Origin of the sequence: Arthrobacter sp. C9C5, from assembly GCF_013359735.1 — a bacterium.
In the GTDB taxonomy this organism is placed as follows: domain Bacteria; phylum Actinomycetota; class Actinomycetes; order Actinomycetales; family Micrococcaceae; genus Arthrobacter.
Genome location: NZ_JABFMX010000001.1, coordinates 34144 through 51879, shown reverse-complemented (window position 1 = coordinate 51879; position 17736 = coordinate 34144). Strand labels below are relative to the sequence as shown.

Here is a 17736-nt window from a genome sequence, read left to right as displayed (position 1 = left end):
AGGTCTTTGTGAGCTTCTTCGCAAGACTGAAGGAAGACCTCGACGCCGCCCGGTCCCACGACCCGGCGGCGCGGGGTTCTTTCGAAAACTTCTTTGCCTACTCCGGCCTGCACGCGATCTGGGCGCACCGCCTGACGCACCGGCTCTGGCAGAACCCTTCGCTGCGCTTCCCGGCGCGGCTGATCTCCCAGCTGGCCCGCTTCCTGACCGGCATCGAGATCCACCCCGGCGCCACGATCGGCCGCCGCTTCTTCATCGACCACGGCATGGGCGTCGTGATCGGCGAAACCGCCGAGATCGGCGAGGATGTCATGATCTACCACGGCGTCACGCTTGGCGGCCGTTCGCTCGCCAAGATCAAGCGGCACCCCACCATCGAGGACCGCGTCGTCATCGGCGCCGGGGCCAAGGTCCTGGGCCCCATCACGATCGGCCGGGACAGCGCCATCGGCGCCAACGCCGTCGTGGTCAAGGACGCCCCGGCCGAGTCGATCCTGACCGGCGTACCCGCCACCTGGCGGCACCGCGACGCCCAGCGCGAGACCAAGCCCGCCGTCGACCCGGCCGAGTACCTGATCGAATACCGGATCTAAGGCGCGCAGTTACAAGACAGCGGCCGGCGTCCCCAAAGCGGGGGCGCCGGCCGCTGTCGCTTAACCGGTCTGGACTAGTGCGTGTCCACTGCCGCGATCTCGGACTTGTCCTCGCCCCAGAGGGTGTGGAAGGTGCCCTCGGTGTCGATCCGGCCGTAGGTGTGTGCGCCGAAAAGGTCGCGCTGGCCCTGGATCACGGCGGCCGGGAGGCGCTTGCGGCGCAGGCCGTCGTAGTAGGCCAGGGAGGAGGAGAACACCGGCACCGGGATGCCGAGCTGCACCGCGGTGGCCACCACGCGGCGCCAGGCCGGGAGGACCTCGGCGATCGCCTTGGTGAAGGCCGGCGCGAACAGCAGGTTTGCCGGCTTCTCTTCCGCGGCGTAGGCCTTGGTGATTTCCTTCAGCAGCTCTGCACGGATGATGCAGCCGCCGCGCCACAGCGAGGCGATCTCGTCCAGCTTGAGGTCCCAGCCGTATTCCTTGGCGGCGGAGGTGAGCATGTCAAGGCCCTGCGCGTAGGAGACCAGCTTGGAGGCATACAGTGCCTGCCGGACGTCCTCGACGAAGGTCTCGGGGACCTCGACGGCGGCCTCGCCGCCGGCGAGCAGTTCCTGGGCCAGCTTGCGCTGCTCCGCCTGGGAGGACAGCGCGCGGGCGAAGACCGATTCGGCGATGCCGGAGGTCGGGGAACCCAGCTCGAGGGCGGAGATGACCGTCCAGCGGCCGGTGCCCTTCTGGCCGGCGGCATCCACCACGACGTCGACGAACGGCTTGCCGGTCTTGGCGTCGACGTGGCCGAGGACTTCGGCGGAGATTTCGATCAGGAAGGAGGCGAGCTCGCCCTTGTTCCATTCGGCGAAGATCTTGGACTGCTCGGCCGGCTCGATGCCAGCGCCGGAGCGCAGCAGGTCGAAGGCCTCGCCGATGACCTGCATGTCGGCGTATTCGATGCCGTTGTGCACCATCTTGACGAAGTGGCCGGCGCCGTCGGTACCGATCCAGGCGCAGCAGGGCTGGCCGTCGACGTGGGCTGCGATCTTTTCCAGCAGCGGGCCGAGCGCCTCGTAGGACTCCTTGGAGCCGCCGGGCATGATCGAGGGGCCGTTGAGCGCGCCTTCCTCGCCGCCGGAGACGCCGATGCCGACGAAGTGGAGGTCCTTCTTCGCGAGGGCGGCCTCGCGGCGGCGGGTGTCCTCGTAGTGCGAGTTGCCGGCGTCGATGATGATGTCGCCGGCCTCCAGCAGCGGCTCGAGCTGTTCGATCACTGAGTCCACCGGCTTGCCGGCCTTGACCATGATCAGCACGCGGCGCGGCTTCTCCAGCGAGTCAACGAGTTCCTGCAGCGTTTCAGTGCGGACGAAGTCGCCGTCCTGGCCGTGCTTTTCGAGGAGCGCGTCGGTTTTCTCCACGGAACGGTTGTGCAGGGCAACGGTGAAGCCGTTACGGGCCAGGTTTCGGGCCAGGTTGGCCCCCATCACCGCAAGGCCGGTGACACCGATGTGTGCTGACATCAAAACTCCAATTCATTCTGTGCATCGAGTGCAATTCGTCCCGCAGTTGCTGCGGAACACGCTTCTTGGGATCAGTGGCTGTCAATAAACCATATGTATTTCCGCTGACTGCCGGAAAGCAGCGCCCACGTGGCGGAATACGGCGCGTCACAAACAGTCTATGATTTTCGGCGGCCACTGCGCCTGTAGCCCCGGGATTGCGACCTGCGCCACTATGCTTACGACTATGTCGACCAGCCTGCATCACCGCGCCATCGAGCATCTGGGAGCCCGCATCGTCGCCGGTGAGCTCCCCGCCGGCCATGTCATGCTGGCCGAGCACCTCGAGGATGAGCTGAAGGTCTCCCGCTCGGTGGTCCGCGAGGCGGTGCGCGTGCTGCAGTCCCTGGGGCTGGTCGAGACCATCAAACGAGTCGGCATCCGCGTGCTCCCCGCCAGCCGCTGGAACCCCTTCGATCCGCTCGTGATCCGCTGGCGCCTGGCCGGCGAGGGCCGCGGCGCCCAGCTGCGCTCCCTGGCCGAGCTGAGGACCGCGGTGGAGCCGGTGGCGGCCGAGCTGGCGGCCGGCAACGCCCCGGATGAACTCCGCAGCCAACTGGTGGAAATCTCCCACGCCATGCGGGAGGCGGGCGTGGCCGGCGACGTGCCTCGGTTCCTCGAACTGGACATCCAATTCCATTCCCTGTTGTTGACCGGTTCCGGCAACGAAATGTTCGCCAACATGGTGGGCCAGGTAGCCGAAACGCTGACCGGCCGCACCGTCCACGGCCTGATGCCGGACCATCCGCGGACCTCCGCGCTGCAGTGGCACGTGGACGTGGCGGAGGCGATTGCGGCCGGCGACGGCGTGGCCGCCCGCGAGGCCTCCAACAAGATCATGCGCGAGACGATCGCGGACATGGAACCCAGCTGGAAGGACCAGCCCCGCGTCTTCGTCCCGGTCCAGCCCCGCTAGTCCGCCCGCACGGCAGCGGAACGGCTCCCGATGGGCAGCCGCGGGGCCAGGATTAGTCCCGACGATGGCCAAATTCAACCGCTAGGCGTTTCACATTTGGACGCATTCACGGTATATTTCTATCAAGCCTTCCACCGCGGCATCCCCCAATAGTCGCGGTGGAAGGCTTTTCCATTGCCCGGAGGCTTTTCCATTGCCCGGACGCTTTCCACTGCACAAAGGCTTTTCACTGCACAAAGGGCTTTTCCCGTGGGTGGTCGCTGGTCAGGCGGCGTCCGCTACCGCGTCCCGGAGCCGCCAGCCTCCGCCAAGGCCGTCCCGGATGATTTCCATCGTGGTCAGGGCCGATCCGCTGTTCCGGCCCAGCCTGGCCTGGATCTGCCACACTTCGACGTCGACCCGGCTCAGTCCCTTCGGCATCCTGCGCTCGGCCTCCCACCAGCTCACGCGCTCAAACCACCGCACGGGTTCCGCGCCAACCACCCATTCGCGGCCACCGCGGACCACTGACTGGGGTTGCCCCTCCGGGCCGGTCTTCACCATCACATGTTCCATGCCAGCGACGGTACGGGCTGGCACCGACATTCTGCGTGGGTGCAAAATCCGCAGCAAAAAACCCCGCCGCGGCTGGCTTCTAGGCCTGCCGCGACGGGGTTCTCCTTGGTGGGTCCTACCGGGATCGAACCGATGACATCCACGGTGTAAACGTGGCGCTCTACCAGCTGAGCTAAAGACCCAAGGTGTTGTTTCCGCACTGCAGTGCGTCAACCAACGAACAATGACTCTACCCGAAACGGCGCCGGAAACGCCAATCGTCCGCCGGGCCGGAAAGCCTCACAGCGAGGGGAGCTCCACAGCGAGCCAGGTCAGCGATTCGCTGACGCCCGCCTCCAGCTTGATCGTGGCCAGGTCATCGCCGCGGGTCTGTCCCCGGTTGATGATCACCACCGCCTTGCCCTGCTTGGCAGCGTGCCGGACGAACCGCAGTCCGCTCATCACGGTCAAGGACGACCCGGCCACCAGCAGGGCCGCCGCGGCGTCCACCATGGCGTAGGAGCGCTCCACCCGGTCCTTGGGGACGTTCTCGCCGAAGTAGACAAAGTCGGGTTTCAGCGTTCCGCCGCAGGCCGGGCAGTTGGCGACGACGAAACCCGCAATCAGCTCCGAATCCTCCACGGTGGCGTCGGCGTCGGGCGCCATTTCCACGACACCGGCGGCGAGTGCTTCCGTCAGGAAGTCGGGGTTGAGTTCCTCCAGCACGCCGGCCAGCAGCGAGCGGCTGTAGCGGCGCTGGCAGGCCAGGCAGACCACCTGGTCGAAGCGGCCATGCAGGTCCACCACGTTGACGCTCCCGGCGTCCTCGTGCAGCCGGTCCACATTCTGCGTGATCAGGCCGGTGAGGAGCCCGCGGTGCTCCAGTCGGGCGGCGGCCGCATGGCCGTCATTTGGATCGGCGCGGCGCAAATGCGACCAGCCGATGTGGTTCCGCGCCCAGTAGCGACGGCGGTTCTCGGGTTCGCCAATGAATTCCTGGTAGGTCATGGGCGCCCGCGGAGCCGCGCCGGGGCCCCGGTAATCCGGGATGCCCGAATCCGTGCTGAGCCCGGCCCCGGTGAGCAACGCGAAGCGCTCCCCCGCGAGGACGTCGTGGATTTCCCGCAGGACCTCGAGTTCGCTCCGCGCCGGTTCGGCGGCAACGACCGGCGGCAGGCTGGCAAAGCCAGTCATGCCGACGCCGGGCCTCCGCTGCCTCACCGCGACTGTCCCCGCCGTCAGTTCCCTGCGAGCCCCGCCAGGGCGGCGCGGTACTCGGTGAAATCCCGGGCCTGGCCGCGGGGGTTCACCACGACGTAGCGGACCATTCCGGAGGCGTCGATGATGAAGGTGCCGCGCTTGGCCATGCCGCTGTCGGGGTCAAAGACGCCATACCGCTCGGCCACGGCACCGTGCGGCCAGAAGTCCGCAAGGAGGTCGAAGGAATAGCCTTCCTTTTCCGCGTAGGCGCGCTGCGCGAATTTGCTGTCCACCGAAACCCCCAGCACGACGGCGTCCGCGTCTTCGAAGAGCGCAAGGTTGTCCCGGATTTCGCAAAGTTCGCCCGTGCAAATGCCGGAGAACGCAAACGGGAAAAACACGAGAACCACATTGCGTCCGCGCAGTTCCGACAGCCGGACGGGCTCGCCGAACTGGTTGACCAGCTCAAAGTCGGGGGCGGGATGGCCGACGGCCGGCACGGCAGTTGCCAGCGCAGCGCCTGCGCCGGGTTGGGTCACTTGTTCTTCCGCGTGACCAGCCGGGTGGCGCTCCACTCCTTGGAGACACCAGCGGACGTGGTGTAGTGCAGGCCCGCGGTGGGCGCGGCATCCTGGATGTCAGCCGGTGACACGTAGCCCACCCGGCCGTTCTTCGGGGTGAGTACCCAGACCACGCCGCCCTCGGTCAGGGTGGTGCGCGAGCCGACCAGGGTGTCAACGAGGTCCCCATCGTCGGACCGCCACCAGAGGATCACGGCGTCGACGACCTCGTGGTCGTCCTCATCGAAGAGTTCCGAGCCGGTGAGGTCCTCGATGTCGTCGCGCAAGTCGAAGTCGACGTCGTCGTCATAACCGAATTCTTGAATCAGATCTCCGTTTTTGAAACCCAATTTTTCCGCCACATTTACCGAAGTGGCGGCGTCGGCCTCGCTCACGTGTTGCTCCTATGCTGTTTGTACGTCTTGGTGTACTGCTTGGTGAACCCAATGATGCTAGTGATTTCCATTACTACAAGCCAACACCCTTTGGGCCTTTGCTTCAAGCTGCTGGCGCCGCGATCCGCCATATTCTGCGTCACACCGGCCGTTCCGGGGGCGCCTGACGGGGCCCACGTCACAGAACCAGTATGCCCGTGAAATACGGCGGCGGCCCCATGCGACAGCTACGCATCCGCGGACTCACACGGCTAGAGTGGCTGATGACGACTATGCCTGCGCGGACAACCGACCGCTAATACAGGCAGGCATGGTTGTGATTGGACCTAGCCCGGCGTACAGGACCGGGCTGCTGTTACCGATATGTCGCACACGTCGCGTTCACGCCAGGCAGTTACCCTGCCGGAGCTGAGGGTGCCGATGAATGCGCTCAAAGAGAGGTTGGACGTGGCTGCAGGAGAAGATACCTCCCATATCCTCAGCGGGTTGACTAACCAGCTGCCTGATCGTGATCCGGAAGAGACCGCCGAATGGCTGGAGTCCCTGGACACCCTGATTCAGGAACAGGGCACCGAGCGTGCCCAATACATCATGCGGAGCCTGCTCCAGCGGGCCGGCGCACAGAGCGTGGGCGTGCCGATGGTGACCACCACCGACTACGTCAACACCATCCCGGTGGACCAGGAAGCGCCGTTCCCCGGCGATGAAGAGATTGAACGCAAGTACCGCGCCTGGCTGCGCTGGAACGCTGCCGTCATGGTGCACCGCTCCCAGCGTCCCGAGATCGGCGTCGGTGGCCACATTTCCACCTACGCCGGTGCGGCGACCCTCTACGAGGTCGGCTTCAACCACTTCTTCCGCGGCAAGGACCACCCCGGCGGCGGCGACCAGGTCTTCTTCCAGGGCCACGCCTCCCCCGGCATGTACGCCCGCGCTTTCATGGAAGGCCGGCTGACCGAGGAGGACCTGGACGGCTTCCGCCAGGAGAAGTCGAAGGAAGGCCACGCCCTTTCCAGCTACCCGCACCCACGCCTCATGCCGGAGTTCTGGGAGTTCCCCACCGTGTCCATGGGCATCGGCCCGATGAACGCCATCTACCAGGCGCAGTCGAACCGCTACCTGCACAACCGCGGCATCAAGGACACCTCGGACCAGCAGGTCTGGGCGTTCCTGGGCGACGGCGAAATGGACGAGCCGGAGTCCCGCGGCCTGCTGCAGCTCGCCGCGAACGACAAGCTGGACAACCTCAACTTCGTCATCAACTGCAACCTGCAGCGCCTCGACGGCCCGGTCCGCGGCAACGGCAAGATCATGCAGGAGCTTGAGGCGTTCTTCCGCGGCGCCGGCTGGAACGTCATCAAGGTCGTCTGGGGCCGCGAGTGGGACACCCTGCTCGCCAAGGACGAAGACGGCTCGCTCGTGAAGATCATGAATGAGACCGTCGACGGCGACTACCAGACCTACAAGGCCGAATCCGGCGGGTTCGTCCGGGAGCACTTCTTCGGCAAGACCCCGCAGACCAAGGACATGGTCGCGGACATGACGGACCAGGAGATCTGGAACCTCAAGCGCGGCGGCCACGACTACAACAAGGTCTACGCCGCGTACAAGGCCGCCACCGAGTTCAAGGGCAAGCCGACGGTCATCCTGGCCCACACGGTCAAGGGCTATGGCCTGGGCACCCACTTCGAGGGCCGCAACGCGACCCACCAGATGAAGAAGCTCACGCTGGCGGACCTGAAGGCCTTCCGCGACCACCTGCGCATCCCGGTCACGGACGAGCAGCTTGAGGCCGACCCTTACCAGCCGCCGTACTACCACCCCGGCGCCGACGCCCCGGAGATCCAGTACCTGATGGAACGCCGCCGCGCCCTCGGTGGGTTCGTTCCCGAGCGCCGCTCCAAGCACACCGACGTCACCCTGCCGGGCGACAAGGCGTACGAGGTCGCCAACCGCGGCTCCGGAAAGCAGCAGGCCGCCACCACCATGGCGTTCGTCCGGCTGCTCAAGGACCTGATGCGGGACAAGGACTTCGGCTCCCGGATCGTGCCGATCATCCCCGATGAGGCACGCACCTTCGGTATGGACGCGTTCTTCCCGACGGCGAAGATCTACAACCCGAACGGCCAGAACTACCTGTCCGTGGACCGCGACCTCGTCCTGGCCTACAAGGAGTCCATTGCCGGCCAGATCGTTCACGCCGGTATCAACGAGGCCGGTTCAGTCGCCGCCTTCACCGCGGCGGGCACGTCCTACGCCACGCACGGCGAACCGCTGATCCCGATCTACGTGTTCTACTCGATGTTCGGTTTCCAGCGCACCGGCGACTCCTTCTGGGCTGCCGCGGACCAGATGACGCGCGGGTTCATCATCGGCGCCACCGCCGGGCGGACCACGCTGACCGGCGAGGGCCTGCAGCACGCTGACGGCCACTCCCCGATCCTCGCCTCGACCAACCCAGCCGTCGTCACCTACGACCCGGCCTACGGTTACGAGATCGGCGTCATCATGCGCGACGGGCTCAACCGGATGTACGGTCCGGGCCCGGCGGACAACGACCCTGCCCGGAACCTGATGTACTACATCACGGTGTACAACGAGCCGATCGTGCAGCCGCCGGCACCCGCCGAGCTCGACGTCGAGGGCATTATCAAGGGCATCTACCTGCTGGCACCGGCCAAGATTGACGGCCCGCGCACGCAGATCCTGGCCTCCGGCGTGTCCGTCCCCTGGGCCCTCGAAGCCCAGCGGATCCTCGCCGAGGACTGGGGCGTCTCCGCCGATGTCTGGTCCGTGACGTCCTGGACCGAACTGCGCCGCGACGCCATGGCCGCCGAGGAAGATGCCTTCCTCAACCCGGGCCAGCCTGCCCGCGTCCCGTTCGTCACCGAACAGCTCGCAGGCGCCACCGGCCCGATCGTGGCGGTCTCGGATTACATGAAGGCCGTTCCGGACCAGATCCGCCAGTTCATCCCGAACGAGTTCGCCTCGCTCGGTGCTGACGGCTTCGGCTTCTCGGACACCCGCGCCGCCGCTCGCCGCTTCTTCAAGAACGACATCCACTCGATCGTGGTCCGTTCGCTGCAGATGCTGGCCCGCCGCGGCGAGGTCGACGCCCAGGCCCCGGCCCAGGCAATCGAGAAGTACCGCCTGCTCAACGTCAACGCCGGCACCACCGGCAACGCGGGCGGCGACTCCTAACCGCGCATCAGCGCCGGAAACAGTAACGCAGGAAACAGCGCACGACGGCGGTTCACACCTTCGGGTGGGGGCCGCCGTCGGGCGTTTAACCGGGCACCCGGCGCCGCAACGGGTGGCACAGGCCACCCGCCACGGCCGGGGCACGGCTGTGATGCAGCCCAAAGCGACTTGTAGCCTTTGCACAAATGGAGCTTGGACGGCGGGCACCGTATGCTCGATGCATGGCAGAGCCCACCACCACTCCCGCAAAACGCAAGCCGTCCGTGCGGGCGCTCACCCCGGAGAAGGCCGAGACGCTGAAGAAGCTCCGTGCCAGCGTGGGCCAGCTGTCCACCACGACCCTGCGGCAGCTGGAAAAATCACTGCCCTGGTACAGCCGGCTGAACTCCGATGAGCGCTCCGCCCTGGGCATGGTCGCGCAGAACGGCATTGCCGCTTTCGTCACCTGGTTCGAACGGCCCAGCTCGCCGTCCTGGATCCTCTCCGATGTCTTTGGCACCGCCCCCACCGAGCTCACCCGCTCGATCAGCCTGCAGAAGGCGCTGCAGCTGATCCGGATCGTCGTGGAGGTGGTCGAGGAGCAGGTGCCGATCATCGCCCCGGAAGCCGACCAGGCCGGCCTGCGCGAGGCCGTGCTGCGGTACTCCCGCGAGGTGGCCTTCGCCGCGGCCGACGTCTACGCCCGCGCCGCCGAGACCCGCGGCTCCTGGGACACCCGGCTGGAGGCGCTGATTGTCGACGCGATCCTGCGCGGCGAGAACACCGACGCGCTGCGCTCCCGGATCGCCGCCCTGGGCTGGAAGGCCCAGGAACGCTTCACCGTGATGGTGGGAAACTCCCCGTCGGAACCCAGCGCCAGCTACGTCAGCGAACTCCGCCGCACGGCCGGGCGCTTCGCCGAGGACGCCCTCGTGGGCATCCAGGGCGACCGGCTGATCCTGATTCTGGGCGGCGTGCAGGACCGCGAAACGGCCTGCCAGAAACTCAGCGAGCTCTTCGCCCCGGGTCCGGTGGTCTACGGCGCGGAGGCCGGATCCCTGCTGGAGGCCAGCAGCTCCGCCCAGTCCGCCTTCGCCGGCCTGACCGCAGCCAGGGCGTGGCCCTCCGCGCCGCGTCCGGTGGCGGCCGATGACCTCTTGCCCGAGCGGGTGATCTCCGGTGACGACGCGGCCAGGCGCTCCCTGGTCAAGAACATTTACCGGCCGCTGGTCGCGGCGTCCAACGGCCTGGTGGAGACCCTCGGGACCTACCTCGAACTCGGCCATTCGCTTGAAGCGACGGCCCGCGAGCTCTTCGTCCACGCCAACACCGTGCGCTACCGGCTCAAGCGTGTCTGCGACGTCACGGGCTGGGATCCGTTGATCCCCCGGGAGGCTTTCGTGCTCCAGGCCGCGCTCGTAGTGGGCCGGCTCTCGGCCCCGCCCAGGCCCTCCGCGGAACGCCAGCCGTCGCGTAACAACTCCTGACCCGTTGTAGACTTCCTACAATCTGACCCAGTGAGCTTGGTGCATGAGAGTACCGATGAATCACGCGGCAATTTGGAAAGCTGGATACGTGCTTGCAATCGTTTGCCCTGGACAGGGCTCCCAGACCCCTGGTTTTCTAGCCCCCTGGCTGGAACTGCCTCCCGTCGCAGGCCATCTGGCCTCCCTTAGCGAAATAGCAGGTATCGACCTCACCGCCCACGGAACCACTTCCGATGAGGAGACCATCAAGGACACCGCCGTCGCGCAGCCCCTGATCGTCGCCGCCGGACTCGTGGCCGCCAAGTCGCTCTTCGACGTCGAACTGGGCACCCTCCCGGTAATCCTCGCCGGCCACTCGGTCGGCGAAATCACCGCCTCCGCCCTGGCCGGTGTCCTGACCGAGACCGAGGCCATGACCTTTGTCCGCGAACGCGCCAACGGCATGGCCGCGGCCGCCGCGGCCACCCCCACCGGCATGAGCGCCGTCGTGGGCGGGGATCCCGCCGAAGTCCTGGCCGCGATCGAGGCCTGCGGCCTCACCCCGGCCAACGTCAACGGCGCCGGCCAGACCGTCGCTGCCGGCACCCTGGAGCAGCTCAAGGCCCTCGCCGACAATCCGCCGGCCAAGGCCCGCGTGATCCCGCTGAAGGTCGCCGGCGCGTTCCACACCTCACACATGTCTCCCGCAGTCGCCGCGCTGCAGGCCCTCCGGCCCTCGCTGCACCCGCGGAACCCGCAGGTCCCGCTGCTGTCCAACTTCGACGGCGCGGAGGTCACCGACGGCGGTGCCGCCGTCGACAGCCTGATTGCCCAGGTCTCCCGCCCGGTCCGCTGGGATCTCTGCATGGAGACCCTCGTGAAGCGAGGCGTGACCGGAGTGATCGAACTGGCCCCGGCCGGGACGCTGGCCGGCCTGGCCAAGCGCGGCATGCCCGGCGTGAAGACCGTCACCGTCAAGACCCCGGATGACCTTTCCGCCGCCTTGGCCCTATTCGCAGAACTGGAGGGAGGGGAATGAGCGCTCCTACTCTGAAGCAGGCTCCCCTGCAGGAAAACACCCGGGTGATGGGCGTCGGCGCGTACCGGCCCAGCGTCATCGTCACCAACGAGGACGTCTGCCAGTGGATCGACTCCTCGGACGAGTGGATCCGGCAGCGCACCGGCATCATCACGCGCCACCGGGCCCCCGCCGACGTCAGCGTGATCGACATGGCCGAGGGCGCCTCCCGCGAGGCCCTGCAAAAGGCCGGCATTGAGGCCTCCGAGCTCGGCGCTGTGATCGTCTCCACCGTCACCCACCCGTATGCCACGCCCTCGGCCGCCGCAAGCCTGGCCGACCGCCTCGGCGCCACCCCGGCTCCGGCGTTCGACATCTCCGCCGCCTGCGCCGGTTACTGCTACGGGATCGCCCAGGCCGACGCCCTGGTCCGCTCCGGCGCGGCCAAGTACGTGCTCGTGGTGGGTGCGGAGAAGCTCTCCGACGTCATCGACAACACCGAGCGCACCATCTCCTTCCTGCTCGGCGACGGCGCCGGCGCCGTCGTCATCGGCCCCTCCGACACCCCGGGCATCGGCCCCTCCGTGTGGGGTTCGGACGGCAGCAAGTGGGACGCCATCGGCATGACCCACTCGATGCTGGACATCCGCGACTTCGCCGCCGCAGGCAAGCGCGACACCGCCCTCAGCGAGGGCGAGGCCGCCGTCACCGAAGCGGCCCTGTGGCCCACCCTGCGGCAGGATGGCCAGACGGTGTTCCGCTGGGCAGTCTGGGAAATGGCCAAGGTGGCCCAGCAGGCCCTCGACGCCGCCGGGATCAAGGCCGAGGACCTCGCGGCCTTCATCCCGCACCAGGCCAACATGCGGATCATCGATGAGATGGCCAAGAAGCTCAAGCTTCCGGAGACCGTAAAGGTCGCCCGGGATATCGCCGAAGCAGGCAACACCTCGGCAGCCTCCATCCCCCTCGCCACCCACCGTTTGCTTCAGGAAAACCCTGAACTAAGCGGCGGACTGGCCCTGCAGATCGGGTTCGGAGCCGGACTCGTCTTCGGCGCCCAGGTGATTGTGCTTCCGTAGGCGGCCACCGCACTTCCCACGCTGAACGCGTTCCTCAACAGCGCGGATTCCCAACCAAGCCGAATCCTCGGTTTGAATCATTTCGCCCGACACTCCCGGACAACCACCGGAAGCCGACGGCAACAACAAGAAAAGGAGCCATCAATGGCTAGCAACGAAGAGATCCTGGCCGGCCTGGCTGAAATCGTCAACGAAGAGACCGGCCTGGCCCCCGAGGCTGTCGAGCTGGACAAGTCCTTCACCGAGGACCTGGACATCGACTCCATCTCCATGATGACCATCGTGGTCAACGCCGAGGAAAAGTTCGGCGTGCGCATCCCGGACGAAGAGGTCAAGAACCTCAAGACCGTCGGCGACGCCGTCAGCTTCATCGCCAACGCCCAGGCCTAATTCCGCCTTCGCCTTGGCTCCGGCCGGTAACCGGCCGGAGCTGTGGCCGGCAACGGCCTGGCTTGTGGCCGGCAACGGCCTGGCTTGTGGCCGGTCCGGGGCGCTTCGTCAGCGCCCCGGACCGGAGCACCACAGCTGAACCCCAAGTTTTTTTGCATGACCACCGAGTTTTCCCTACGCAGGCCCCGGCCGCCTTCACCAGGTTCCGGATACGGCAGGCGCACCGACAGAGAGTGATCCCATGGCACGCAAAGTAGTCATTACCGGTCTGGGTGCCACCACACCCATCGGCGGCGATGTCCCCACGATGTGGAAGAACGCGCTGAAGGGCGTCTCCGGCGCGCACACGCTTGAGGACGACTGGGTGGCCAAGTACGAGCTGCCCGTGCACTTCGCTGCTCGTGCCTCCACCCCCGCCACCGAGGTCCTGAGCCGCGTCGAGGCCAAGCGCATGGACCCGTCCACACAGTTCGCCGTTGTCGCCTCCCGCGAGGCCTGGGCCGACGCCGGCATCACCGACATCGACCACGACCGCCTGGCCGTGGCGTTCGCCACCGGCATCGGCGGCGTCTGGACGCTCCTGGACGCCTGGGACACCCTGCGCGAAAAGGGCCCCCGCCGCGTCCTCCCCATGACCGTGCCCATGCTGATGCCCAACGGCCCCGCCGCGGCGGTCAGCCTGGACCTCGGCGCCCGTGCCGGCGCCCACACCCCCGTCTCCGCCTGCGCGTCCGGCACCGAAGCCGTTCACATGGGCCTGGACCTGATCCGCTCCGGCAAGGCCGACGTCGTCGTCTGCGGCGGCGCCGAAGCCGCCATCCACCCGATGCCGATCGCCGCGTTCGCCTCGATGCAGGCGCTCTCCCGCCGCAACGACGATCCTGAGCACGCCTCCCGCCCCTACGACCGCGACCGCGACGGCTTCGTGATGGGCGAAGGCGCCGGTGCCCTGGTCCTTGAGGCCGAGGAACACGCCCTCGCCCGCGGCGCCCGGATCTACGCCGAACTCGCCGGCACCTCGGTAACCGCCGACGCGTACCACATCACCGCCCCGGACCCGGAGGGCCTCGGCGCCACCCGCGCCCTGAAGGCGGCCATGTTCGACGGCCGCATCCAGGCCGAGGACGTGGTGCACGTCAACGCGCACGCCACCTCCACCCCGGTCGGCGACAAGCCCGAGTACACCGCCCTCAAGGCCGCCCTCGGCAGCCACGTGGACAACGTGGCGGTCTCCGCCACCAAGTCGCAGATGGGCCACCTGCTGGGCGCCTCCGGCGCGGTGGAAGCCGTGCTGACCGTCATGGCCGTGTACGACCGCAAGGCACCCGTGACGATCAACCTCGAGAACCAGGATCCGGAGATCCCGCTCGACGTCGTCACCTCCGAGCGCGCCCTGCCTGGCGGCAGCATCGTGGCACTGAGCAACTCGTTCGGCTTCGGCGGCCACAACGCCGTCATCGCCGTCCGCAGCGTCTAACCCGCCTGGGCCCGGGCATCTGGGCCTTGGGCCTCACGCCGAAATGACAGATGGCGGCAATGTTCCTCGTGAACATTGCCGCCATCTGTCATTTGGCGTTGCTATGGAGTGTGTTGCGGTACGTCCAGGGTCGGAGGAAGAGGCCCGCGGGTACCTAGCCGACCTGGTGGAGCCAGCGCACGGGGGCGCCTTCGGCGGCGTGCCGGAAGGGTTCGAGCTCCTCGTCCCAGGCCTCGCCGAGGGCCAGGGAGAGCTCATGGTAGACCGCGGAAGGGTCGCCGGCGCCGGATTCGTAGGCGTAGCGGATGCGGTCCTCGGAGACCATGATGTTGCCGTGCACGTCCGTCACGGCGTGGAAGATGCCGAGTTCCGGGGTGTGCGACCAGCGGCCGCCGTCAACGCCCTGGCTGGGCTCCTCGGTCACCTCGTAGCGCAGGTGCGCCCAGCCGCGGAGCGCAGACGCCAATTGAGCCCCCGTGCCCGGTGTTCCGGTCCACGACAGCTCGGCCCGGAACATTCCGGGCGCAGCGGGCTGGGCAGTCCACTCAAGGTCCGTGCGCTTGTCCACGACAGACCCAATGGCCCACTCAACGTGGGGGCACAGGGCGGTCGGGGCCGAGTGTACGAACAGGACACCGCGGGTTAGTGCAACAGACATTCCATCCTCCATAGCTATAGGTACGTCTTCCCCAACGACCTCTGCCTGGATGCCTGTCTGCTGCGTGGATCCGCGTGCGGGGCTCTTGCCCCTGCCAGACTATTCAGTTTTGGATAACTACTTGGTGCAAAAAATAGGTCCGGACCTCAGGTGGTGAAACGATGCTTTCTGAGCTTCAAGCACCACTTGAAAGTTGCCGGGCGTGAATCTCATTCTGCCGTACCCCGCCTAATTACGCCAGTGCAATTCGGCGCGTCGCTCCCGGCGAGTCGTTTTCGCTTTGCTACAGCTCCGGAGGCGGTCCGGAGGCGGTCACGGAGCGGCTCCGAGCAGGCGCAGGGCACGGTGCCAGCGCGCGGCCGGTCAGGCACGCGGATGCGCCTGCTGGTAGCTTTTCCGGAGCCGGTCGACCGAGACGTGGGTGTAGATCTGGGTGGTGGCCAGGCTGCTGTGGCCGAGGATTTCCTGCACCGCGCGGAGGTCCGCCCCGCCGTCGAGCAGGTGGGTTGCCGCGGAGTGCCGCAGTGCGTGCGGACCCGTGGCCGAGGTGTCCCCCAGCCCGTCCAGCAGCCCCTTGACGACGCTGCGGACCTGCCGCTGGTCCACCCGATTCCCGCGCGCCCCGAGGAAGAGAGCCGGGCCTGAGCCGTCCGCCACCAGGGCCGGGCGTCCACGGCGCAGCCAGTCGTCGACGGCGACCGCGGCCGGCAACCCGTACGGCACGGTCCGTTCCTTGTTGCCCTTGCCGAGCACCCGCAGGGTCCGGCGGTCCGGGTCGAGATCGTCGATGTCCAGGCCGGCCAGCTCGCCGACGCGGACGCCCGTGGCGTAGAGCACCTCCAACATGGCGCGGTTGCGCAGGGCCAGCGGCTCCCCTCCGGCGGCCGCCGACTCGGCTCCGGCCACCAGCCGCTGCACCTGCCCCTGCTGCAGCACTCCGGGCAGGGACTTCTCCCGTTTCGGGGCCTTCAGCCGCAGGGCGGGGTCGGCGGCGACGAGCTCCTCGCGGACGGCCCAGGCGGTGAAGGCCCGCGCGGTGGCGGCGCGCCGGGCCAGCGTGGCTCGTGACATCCCGGCTTCGCTCTGGGTGCCAAGCCAGCGCCGCAGCGTGCCGAGTTCGAGGTCTGCCAGGTCCCCCGCACCCTCCGAGACCGCATGCGCCAACAGGCTTCCGACGTCGGAGAGGTAGGCGCGGACGGTGTGGGCGGAGCGGCCCCGCTCAGCCTCCAGATACCGGCCGAAGCCGCGGGCGGCCTCAACGAGGGCTGGGGGAAGTTGCTGTGTTGACACACTCCCACTCTCCCAGCAATTGGGCTGGCGCCGGCGCAGCCCGGCGGCGCGCCGTCAACGCCCTCGTGCTTGCTCCGCAGTGCCAGGAGACTGGAAGTCACGGCCCGGGACGCCACGGCAGTTTGCCCCCGGGCGATGAGTGCGCCACCGATCCGGTGCATCGCGTCAGCCCGCCTTGGCGGAGCGTTTCCAGCCGCCCCGGTGGGATTCGGCCAGGCCCAGCAGTCCGAGCCGCCCGAGGCCAGCCCTGACCGATTCCGGGCTCAGCCCGGCGACCACGGAAAGCTTCTCAACCGTGCTGGTGATCCGCAGCGGGAGGGCGTCCAGGAGAATGAGGTCCTCAAGGGTCAGCCCGTCGTGGGCCTCGGCCCGGCCCGCCATGGACTCCGGCAGCGCGTCACCGCTCGGCGAAGCCAGTTCCGCGATCTCGGCCGCGTCCGTGACGCACACCGCGCCGCCTTCGCGCAGCAGCCGGTGGCAGCCGGCCGAGTTGGCACTGTGCACCGAGCCCGGCACCGCGCCGACCGCCCTGCCCAGGGTCTCGGCATGGTGGGCGGTGTTGAGCGCCCCGGAACGCCACCGCGCCTCCACCACCACCGTGACGGCGGCCAGCGCAGCGATTAGCCTGTTGCGTTGCAGGAAGCGGTACCGCGTGGGGGCAGAGCCCGGCGGGACCTCGGCCAGCACGGCGCCTTGGTTGGCGACCGCACGGAGCAGATCTTCGTTGCCGGCAGGGTAGAACCGGTCCACTCCCCCGGCCATGACGGCGATGGTCGGCAGGCCCCCGGCGGCACCGGCCAGGGCGGCCCGATGAGCATGGGCGTCAATGCCATAGGCTCCGCCGGAGATGATCGTGAAGCCCCGCTGGGCCAGCCCATAGGCGAGGTCGCCCGTTACTGCAGAGCCGTAGGCCGTGCTGTCGCGGGAACCCACCAGCGCAATGGCTTTGTGGACTGGCGGCAACGCCTGTTCCACGCCGCGCCACCAGAGGCAGAGCGGCTCCTGCAGCCCCAGGTCCGCGAGCTGGCCGGGCCATAGATCGTCCGCCGGGATAATCAGGCGGCCGCCTAGGCGCTGCATGGTCGCCAGGTCGCGCTCCGGCGCCAGGTCGGGTACCCGCGGCGCCCAGCGCTTCAGTGCCATGCCCAGGCCGGTCCAGCCGCCGCCGGCGCCGTTCTCCTCCAGCATTTGGGACAGTTCCTGCTCCAGCCTCGGGCCGGACGGCAGTTGTCCGGTGGCGATCCGCAGCGCATCCTCCGCCCCGGCAACCCGGACGAGCGCCACGCCGGCGGCGTCCTGGGGTTCCAGAAGCCTGGACAGCGCCGCCCGGGCAATCCTTTCGTTCTCTGTCATGGTGCTGCATTCTCCTCATGCTGTGGTGCTGCGGTGGTGCTGCTAGCGGGGCGGGGCGTGATGGGACGGGTCGGTGC

16 protein-coding genes and 1 tRNA gene are annotated in these 17736 nt (G+C 67.8%); 8 read left to right on the top strand and 9 right to left on the bottom strand.

What is annotated here, in order from left to right:
- Window positions 1-8: 8 nt before the first annotated feature.
- A complete protein-coding gene (epsC, locus tag HNO80_RS00260; protein WP_138769044.1) occupies window positions 9-593 on the top strand; it encodes a serine O-acetyltransferase EpsC in 585 nt (194 codons plus the stop codon).
- Window positions 594-667: 74 nt separating this feature from the next.
- Here epsC and gnd read toward each other — a convergent pair whose 3' ends face one another.
- Window positions 668-2104, bottom strand: coding sequence for an NADP-dependent phosphogluconate dehydrogenase (gnd, locus tag HNO80_RS00255; RefSeq protein WP_175320872.1), 1437 nt, complete (start codon window positions 2102-2104; stop codon window positions 668-670).
- A 226-nt stretch (window positions 2105-2330) separates the two neighbouring features.
- Here gnd and HNO80_RS00250 point away from each other — a divergent pair, with 226 nt between their 5' ends.
- Window positions 2331-3059 (top strand): FadR/GntR family transcriptional regulator, encoded by a 729-nt coding sequence (locus HNO80_RS00250; RefSeq protein WP_175320871.1) that lies wholly within the window; start codon window positions 2331-2333, stop codon window positions 3057-3059.
- Window positions 3060-3323: 264 nt separating this feature from the next.
- Here HNO80_RS00250 and HNO80_RS00245 read toward each other — a convergent pair whose 3' ends face one another.
- The 5 genes from HNO80_RS00245 to HNO80_RS00225 all read right to left on the bottom strand — a co-directional run bounded on the left by HNO80_RS00245 (window position 3324) and on the right by HNO80_RS00225 (window position 5748).
- Complete coding sequence (locus HNO80_RS00245) at window positions 3324-3614, bottom strand: hypothetical protein (RefSeq protein WP_175320870.1); 291 nt, start codon at window positions 3612-3614, stop codon at window positions 3324-3326.
- A gap of 106 nt (window positions 3615-3720) precedes the next feature.
- A tRNA-Val gene (locus HNO80_RS00240) sits at window positions 3721-3796 on the bottom strand.
- Window positions 3797-3893: 97 nt separating this feature from the next.
- Entirely contained in the window at window positions 3894-4787 is an 894-nt protein-coding gene (locus tag HNO80_RS00235; protein ID WP_217500387.1) for an NAD-dependent protein deacetylase, read from the bottom strand.
- 44 nt (window positions 4788-4831) lie between these two features.
- Window positions 4832-5332 (bottom strand): peroxiredoxin, encoded by a 501-nt coding sequence (locus HNO80_RS00230; protein ID WP_175320868.1) that lies wholly within the window; start codon window positions 5330-5332, stop codon window positions 4832-4834.
- Window positions 5329-5748: a DUF3052 domain-containing protein gene (locus tag HNO80_RS00225; RefSeq protein WP_175320867.1), complete on the bottom strand. Its 420-nt coding sequence runs from the start codon at window positions 5746-5748 to the stop codon at window positions 5329-5331. The genes HNO80_RS00230 and HNO80_RS00225 overlap by 4 nt, the downstream gene beginning before the upstream one ends.
- A gap of 420 nt (window positions 5749-6168) precedes the next feature.
- Here HNO80_RS00225 and aceE point away from each other — a divergent pair, with 420 nt between their 5' ends.
- The 6 genes from aceE (at window position 6169) to fabF (ending at window position 14358) form a co-directional block, all read left to right on the top strand.
- Entirely contained in the window at window positions 6169-8949 is a 2781-nt protein-coding gene (gene aceE / locus HNO80_RS00220) for a pyruvate dehydrogenase (acetyl-transferring), homodimeric type (protein WP_175320866.1), read from the top strand.
- Window positions 8950-9170: 221 nt separating this feature from the next.
- Window positions 9171-10415, top strand: coding sequence for a PucR family transcriptional regulator (locus tag HNO80_RS00215; protein ID WP_175320865.1), 1245 nt, complete (start codon window positions 9171-9173; stop codon window positions 10413-10415).
- Between the two features lie 88 nt (window positions 10416-10503).
- Window positions 10504-11433 (top strand): ACP S-malonyltransferase, encoded by a 930-nt coding sequence (locus HNO80_RS00210; RefSeq protein WP_175320864.1) that lies wholly within the window; start codon window positions 10504-10506, stop codon window positions 11431-11433.
- Window positions 11430-12491, top strand: a complete 1062-nt coding sequence (locus HNO80_RS00205; protein ID WP_175320863.1) for a beta-ketoacyl-ACP synthase III — start codon at window positions 11430-11432, stop codon at window positions 12489-12491. Before HNO80_RS00210 ends, HNO80_RS00205 begins: the two co-directional genes overlap by 4 nt.
- 144 nt (window positions 12492-12635) lie before the next feature.
- Window positions 12636-12881, top strand: coding sequence for an acyl carrier protein (locus HNO80_RS00200; protein ID WP_175320862.1), 246 nt, complete (start codon window positions 12636-12638; stop codon window positions 12879-12881).
- A 241-nt stretch (window positions 12882-13122) separates the two neighbouring features.
- Window positions 13123-14358 (top strand): beta-ketoacyl-ACP synthase II, encoded by a 1236-nt coding sequence (gene fabF, locus HNO80_RS00195; protein WP_175320861.1) that lies wholly within the window; start codon window positions 13123-13125, stop codon window positions 14356-14358.
- A 154-nt stretch (window positions 14359-14512) separates the two neighbouring features.
- Here fabF and HNO80_RS00190 read toward each other — a convergent pair whose 3' ends face one another.
- The 3 genes from HNO80_RS00190 to dprA form a co-directional block, all read right to left on the bottom strand.
- Window positions 14513-15016 (bottom strand): DUF3145 domain-containing protein, encoded by a 504-nt coding sequence (locus tag HNO80_RS00190; RefSeq protein WP_136322385.1) that lies wholly within the window; start codon window positions 15014-15016, stop codon window positions 14513-14515.
- A 363-nt stretch (window positions 15017-15379) separates the two neighbouring features.
- Entirely contained in the window at window positions 15380-16306 is a 927-nt protein-coding gene (locus tag HNO80_RS00185) for a tyrosine recombinase XerC (RefSeq protein ID WP_175320860.1), read from the bottom strand.
- Between the two features lie 165 nt (window positions 16307-16471).
- Complete coding sequence (gene dprA / locus HNO80_RS00180; protein WP_175320859.1) at window positions 16472-17659, bottom strand: DNA-processing protein DprA; 1188 nt, start codon at window positions 17657-17659, stop codon at window positions 16472-16474.
- Window positions 17660-17736 lie beyond the last annotated feature (77 nt).

Coding starts and splice junctions, on each gene's coding strand:
- gnd (WP_175320872.1), bottom strand. CDS start 2,104: ATGTCAGCACACATCGGTGTCACCGGCCTTGCGGTGATGGGGGCCAAC.
- HNO80_RS00250 (WP_175320871.1), top strand. CDS start 2,331: ATGTCGACCAGCCTGCATCACCGCGCCATCGAGCATCTGGGAGCCCGC.
- HNO80_RS00245 (WP_175320870.1), bottom strand. CDS start 3,614: ATGGAACATGTGATGGTGAAGACCGGCCCGGAGGGGCAACCCCAGTCA.
- HNO80_RS00235 (WP_217500387.1), bottom strand. CDS start 4,787: ATGACTGGCTTTGCCAGCCTGCCGCCGGTCGTTGCCGCCGAACCGGCG.
- aceE (WP_175320866.1), top strand. CDS start 6,169: ATGAATGCGCTCAAAGAGAGGTTGGACGTGGCTGCAGGAGAAGATACC.
- HNO80_RS00215 (WP_175320865.1), top strand. CDS start 9,171: ATGGCAGAGCCCACCACCACTCCCGCAAAACGCAAGCCGTCCGTGCGG.
- HNO80_RS00205 (WP_175320863.1), top strand. CDS start 11,430: ATGAGCGCTCCTACTCTGAAGCAGGCTCCCCTGCAGGAAAACACCCGG.
- HNO80_RS00200 (WP_175320862.1), top strand. CDS start 12,636: ATGGCTAGCAACGAAGAGATCCTGGCCGGCCTGGCTGAAATCGTCAAC.
- fabF (WP_175320861.1), top strand. CDS start 13,123: ATGGCACGCAAAGTAGTCATTACCGGTCTGGGTGCCACCACACCCATC.
- HNO80_RS00190 (WP_136322385.1), bottom strand. CDS start 15,016: ATGTCTGTTGCACTAACCCGCGGTGTCCTGTTCGTACACTCGGCCCCG.
- dprA (WP_175320859.1), bottom strand. CDS start 17,659: ATGACAGAGAACGAAAGGATTGCCCGGGCGGCGCTGTCCAGGCTTCTG.